Raw genomic sequence first — 5059 nt, 5'->3', positions numbered from 1 at the left:
CACCGAGGCATGCTCGATCGCCGAGACCAGCAGCCGCTCCACGGGTGCGCCGGACGGCCGACGCAGACCCGGCGACAGGGCCAGCGCATTGGCCTCGGTTCCGGCGGAGGTGAAGATCACGTTTCGCGGCAAGGCACCCACGGCCGCGGCAAGCGTTGCGCGCGCCTCCTCGACCAGCCGTCGCGCCTCGCGCCCCTCGGCATGAACCGAGGACGGGTTGCCGACCAGGTCATAGGCAGCAACCATCGCCGCCCGCGCCTCGGGGCGCAGCGGCGTGGTCGCGTTCCAGTCGAGATAGACCCGGGTCGGCATTTCGCCCTCTTAGCACCTTTTGCCATCCCGCCAATCGGACGGCGGCGCGCATCAGGCCGGCTGGTGCTGCTCGATCCCGCGAACCGTCCGCGGCATCGTGCGCAATCCAAACAGCGGCCGTAGCCAGGCGATGCGCCTGACGACTTCATAGGTCGCCACACATGTGAGTGCGGTCCCGGCGATGACAATGGAGGCCTCGATCCCGGCCGGAAGGCCGCTGTCATGCAATGCATGCGCGATCACGATGATCGCGGTCTGATGCATGATGTAATAGGGAAAGATCGCGTCGGTCAGATAGCGGCGCACGGGGCTGTCGGCGGTGAAGTAGCGCCGCGCAAAGCCCAGCACGGTGGCGATCGCGAGCCATTGGTAACAACCATAGGCCGATGCCGCGAACCATTTCAGCGCGGGCGACGGCGCGAACAGACCGGCGCGAACCAGGATGAAGGCAGAGAAGCAGGCAGTTGCAGCGACCAGGGCCGCCCAGCGCTGCCGCTCGACGTCGCGCCAAATTCCCTCCTGCTTCGCCAGCAGAAAACCGATCAGGAAGGCCGTCGCGTGATCCGCGTGATTGTACCAGTCGCCGAACAGCGCATGCGTCGACGGAAAAGCCGGATACAGCACCAGGCGCCAGGCCGCGAACAGCAGGCACGGCGCGATCAGGAGCCATGGCCCCGCGAGCACACCGGCCAGCTTCCGCCCAAGCCAGTCGGCGCCGGCCGGCCATAGCGCGAGCACGCCGATCAGGGCCATTGTGTAGACCCACAGATAGACCACGAACCAGAGATGGTTCCAGGTCGGCAACACGATGCAGGGGTTCGGGCAGAACTGCGCGCCGAAGGCAAAGTAATGCCGGGCATAGAAATCGAGGAAGCCCGCGGGATAGCCAAGGCTCTCGACGATCTGCAGATAGGACTGCGGCGGCACGATCACGAGCATGCCGAAGACGAGCGGGATCAAGAGCCGCGCCGACCGCGCCCTCGCGAGCGAGGCCAGGCTGGACTTGCCGAGCATGAAGCGGGTCGCAACGCCGGACACCAGGAACAGCAGCGACAGCCGCCAGGGGTTGAGGAACAGCATCACCGGTTCCAGCCAGGTCAGCCGGTGCGCGCTCTTGATGTGAAATCCCCAGGACACGTAGAGCATGCCGACGTGGTAGAAGATCAGCAGCCCGAAGGCTAAAATCCGTACCCAGTCCAGGTCGATGCGCCTGTCCGAGCCTTGGATTTGCTGTGGTGTTGTCATGGTGGTCTGCTCCTTGATGGGACGACAAACGCGGTTTTCGGGCCATGGCTGACACTGAAAATGGCTGACACCGAAAATGCGCCGCCGACGGCGCGCGTCGAGCCGGTTTGGGATCAGAATCGGACACCAGGGGACGAGCCGCCGGCGGCTGGGACGAGCGGCGGGCGCTTTGGGATCAGCGGCGGCGAGCGGACGATGTTCGCTGCGATCGCAGCCGTCGCGCTCGCGACCGGAATCGTCAACGCGTTCTCGGGCGCTCAGGACGCCGCCTGGCGCGGCGACAGCTACGACATCGGCCGGCGGCTGTTCTGGGAGATGTCGAGCATCGCCGTCATCCTGCTGCTGCTGCCGCTCCTGGTGCTGGCGGTCCGCCGCATGCGCCAGACACCCAGCCTCGCCGCGCGGGCGGGAATCGGCGCGATCGCCCTGCTCGGCTTCTCCGCCCTCCACATCACCGGCATGGTCTGGGTGCGGAAGCTCGCGCTCTGGCTCGCCGGAGGCGCCTACGACTTCCGTTTCTCGCTCGCGACGGTCCTCTACGAATTCCGCAAGGACGCCGTGGCCGTCGTCCTGATATCCGGCACGATCTGGCTGCTCGAAAGCCGGCGTGAGCTGAGAAGCGCCGCCGTCGCTCCGTCGTCGCCACCCGCCCCGCAACAGCCGTCATCCCCCGATCTGATCTGGCTGCGCGACGGGACCAGCCGCATTCGCTTGGCGCCGCGCGACATCCTCTGGGTCGCCTCCGCCGGCAACTACATCGAATACAGCTTGGTCGACGGCACCCAGCATTTGATCCGGGGCACGCTGGCCGCGGCGGAAAGCGAGCTGGCGCGCTTTTCCATCGTTCGCGTTCATCGGACGAGGCTAGCCAATCTCGACCGGGTGCGCGGCGTGGACCTCAAGGCCTCAGGAGATTTCGAGCTCGCCTTCGACAACGGACAAACGCTCGGCGGCAGCCGGCGCTACCGGCCGGCGGTCGCCTCGCTCGGAAGCCGAACCGCCCCCGCGGGAAGCGCCACCGCCGATCCACCGGCGGTCCATAAACAACCGTGATTTCAATCGGTTGAGCACTGCCATCAGCACGGCGCGCGGGCTCTGCGCGGCGTGCGACAAGCCGGACATGACACCGCCGTGACCGGCTAAGTTCTTGAGCCCATTGAGAGATGTCGAAGATGCTTGCTTTTTGACCCTTGCCTCGTGTTAGAAGCGCGCGTCAGTTCACCTGCGCGCCACTCGCGCATCATCCGAGGGCGCGTCTCTCCACCTGTCATCCGTGCTCCCGTCGGCTGCGACGCCGCGAGAGCCACAATCGGACGATTGCGCAGGGATCACCTCCAAGGGACGTAGTCAGAGACATCCATGCCTGAAGTCATTTTTACCGGCCCTGCCGGCCGCCTCGAGGGTCGCTATCACCCGGCCAAGCAGAAGAACGCGCCGATCGCGATGATCCTGCATCCGCATCCGCAGTTCCACGGCACGATGAACCATCAGATCGTGTACCAGTGCTACTACGCCTTCGCCCATCGCGGCTTCTCGGTGCTGCGCTTCAACTTCCGCGGCGTCGGCCGCAGCCAGGGCTCGTTCGACCACGGCACCGGCGAATTGTCGGATGCGGCGGCTGCGCTCGACTGGGCGCAGACCATCAATCCCGAAGCGCGTGCCTGCTGGGTCGCCGGCTTCTCCTTCGGCGCCTGGATCGGCATGCAGCTGTTGATGCGCCGTCCCGAGGTCGAGGGCTTCATCTCGATCGCGCCGCCCGCCAACCTCTATGACTTCTCGTTCCTCGCGCCCTGCCCGTCGTCGGGCCTGATCGTGCACGGCGAGAAGGACGCGGTGGTGCCGCCCAAGGACGTCAACACGCTGGTCGAGAAGCTGAAGACGCAGAAAGGCATCGTGATCGACCAGCAGGTCATCCCCGGCGCCAACCATTTCTTCGACGCCAAGCTCGAGCCGCTGATGGAGACCATCACGGCGTATCTGGATATGCGCCTGGCAAACGTTCGGTAAGGCTTTGGCCTTGTAGCCCGGATGGAGCGCAGCGCAATCCGGGAAATTATATCCGCGGAAAGAAGACCCGGATTGCGCTGCGCTCCATCCGGGCTACGAGACTGAGCTCGCCGGTCAAGCCAGCTTGAGCGCGACGATCCCCATCAAGACGAGCGCGATGCCCGCAAGCTTCATCGCGCTCAAGGTCTCGCCGAACAGCACGACGCCCATGATGAAGGTGCCGGCAGCGCCGATGCCGGTCCACACCGAATAGGCGACGCCGACCTCCAGCACCTTCAAGGCGCGTCCGAGCAGGACGACGAAGGCGGCGAGCAGCACGACCGAAACGATGCTCCAGCCCAGGCGCGTGTAGCCTTCGGCGTATTTCATCGAGATCGCCCAGCCGACATCGAGCGCGCCGGCGATCACCAGCATCAACCAGGCCATGGATTGCGACATCGGCGCTCGCTTACGCCGCAAGCTTGAGCAGATGCGCGTCGTGACGCACGAGAAAGGCACGCAGCAATTGCGGATAGTCGGTGCCGACCGCCGTGCGCACGCTCGGGCGTCTCGCAAGCTCAGCGCGCCAGGCACGAACCTTCGGCACATCGCGGAAGATGCCGTGCTCGGTCAATTCGTCGAACAGGTCGAAATAACGAAAGATCGGCGCGAACACGGCGTCGACCAGGCTGAATTGCTCGCCGGAGAAGAAGGGGCCGGCGCCAAGCGCGGCCTCGACACGCGCGAATTTTGCCGCGAGCGCCTGCCGCTTGCTCTCGAACGTCGCCGGATCCGCGGTCGTCTCCAGGCCCCAGAGGTCACCGAGGATCGCCGAGCCAAACTCCATCCAGGCCCGATGCTCGGCCCGCTTGAGCGGGTCAGCCGGATGCAGTTTCGCGCCGCCTTGCGTTTCCTCGATGTACTCGCAGATCACGTTGCTCTCGAACAGCGCGACCTCGCCCTTGTCAGTCGTCACCACCAGCACCGGCACCTTGCCGAGCGGCGACAGTTTCAAGAACCACTCGGGCTTGTTGGCGAGATCGATGTCGATCCGCTCGAACGGCACGTCCTTCTCCTTGAGCGCGATCACGGCGCGCTGCACATAGGGGCAAAGCTTGTGGCTGATCAGTTTCAGTGAGGCGGTCATGGCATTGATCCCGGCGGTTAGATGCAACTGCATACAATATAGATGCATTCGCATGCACCCGTCAAGATCAATGCATTTGCATTAAACGACGTCTGCGGGCGCGCGATCCCCTCGCCCGTCGGGCAAAACACCCAAAACCTGTCAAGTCCTTCCCGTCAAAATATTCTACTTTACCGAATTTCGGATTTGTGGCACAGAGTGGCCATCCCGGCCCCTGCCAGAGGGGCGCTTCGCGATCGTCACGAGATGCGGGCCGGGCTTGCGGTGGACGCGGTAGCGCCGGCGCGGTGTGCGTGAGGACAGGGACGGGCGACCGTTGAGTCCCGGCATAACGCGCATACGACACGGCGCGGTCACAGCGGTCTCGTT

At 65.0% G+C, this 5059-nt stretch carries 6 protein-coding genes; 2 read left to right on the top strand and 4 right to left on the bottom strand.

Going from position 1 to position 5059, the window contains the following annotated elements:
- Positions 1 to 312, bottom strand: a 312-nt coding sequence (locus SE92_RS02440) for an aminotransferase class V-fold PLP-dependent enzyme (protein ID WP_157095827.1), incomplete at its 3' end; no start/stop codon positions are given.
- A gap of 51 nt (positions 313 to 363) precedes the next feature.
- The gene (locus tag SE92_RS02435; RefSeq protein WP_063194305.1) at positions 364 to 1557 is read right to left on the bottom strand and encodes an acyltransferase family protein; all 1194 of its coding nucleotides are present in this window, start codon (positions 1555 to 1557) and stop codon (positions 364 to 366) included.
- Here SE92_RS02435 and SE92_RS02430 point away from each other — a divergent pair.
- Together SE92_RS02430 and SE92_RS02425 are read left to right on the top strand one after the other, a co-directional pair.
- On the top strand, positions 1534 to 2610 hold the full coding sequence (locus SE92_RS02430; protein WP_245324424.1) for a LytTR family DNA-binding domain-containing protein: 1077 nt from the start codon (positions 1534 to 1536) through the stop codon (positions 2608 to 2610). The genes SE92_RS02435 and SE92_RS02430 overlap by 24 nt on opposite strands.
- Positions 2611 to 2916: 306 nt before the next feature.
- A complete protein-coding gene (locus tag SE92_RS02425) occupies positions 2917 to 3564 on the top strand; it encodes an alpha/beta hydrolase (protein WP_014495555.1) in 648 nt (215 codons plus the stop codon).
- A gap of 114 nt (positions 3565 to 3678) precedes the next feature.
- Here the strand turns inward: SE92_RS02425 and SE92_RS02420 are convergent, their stop codons facing one another.
- Both SE92_RS02420 and SE92_RS02415 read right to left on the bottom strand, forming a co-directional pair.
- Positions 3679 to 4002, bottom strand: coding sequence for a DMT family transporter (locus tag SE92_RS02420; RefSeq protein ID WP_063194304.1), 324 nt, complete (start codon positions 4000 to 4002; stop codon positions 3679 to 3681).
- Positions 4003 to 4012: 10 nt separating this feature from the next.
- Positions 4013 to 4690 (bottom strand): glutathione S-transferase family protein, encoded by a 678-nt coding sequence (locus tag SE92_RS02415; RefSeq protein WP_063203304.1) that lies wholly within the window; start codon positions 4688 to 4690, stop codon positions 4013 to 4015.
- Positions 4691 to 5059 lie beyond the last annotated feature (369 nt).

This window comes from Bradyrhizobium sp. AT1 (assembly GCF_001590795.1).
Lineage (GTDB): Bacteria > Pseudomonadota > Alphaproteobacteria > Rhizobiales > Xanthobacteraceae > Bradyrhizobium.
This window is presented reverse-complemented; position numbering and strand designations above follow the sequence as displayed.

Coding starts and splice junctions, on each gene's coding strand:
- SE92_RS02435 (WP_063194305.1), bottom strand. CDS start 1,557: ATGACAACACCACAGCAAATCCAAGGCTCGGACAGGCGCATCGACCTG.
- SE92_RS02425 (WP_014495555.1), top strand. CDS start 2,917: ATGCCTGAAGTCATTTTTACCGGCCCTGCCGGCCGCCTCGAGGGTCGC.
- SE92_RS02420 (WP_063194304.1), bottom strand. CDS start 4,002: ATGTCGCAATCCATGGCCTGGTTGATGCTGGTGATCGCCGGCGCGCTC.
- SE92_RS02415 (WP_063203304.1), bottom strand. CDS start 4,690: ATGACCGCCTCACTGAAACTGATCAGCCACAAGCTTTGCCCCTATGTG.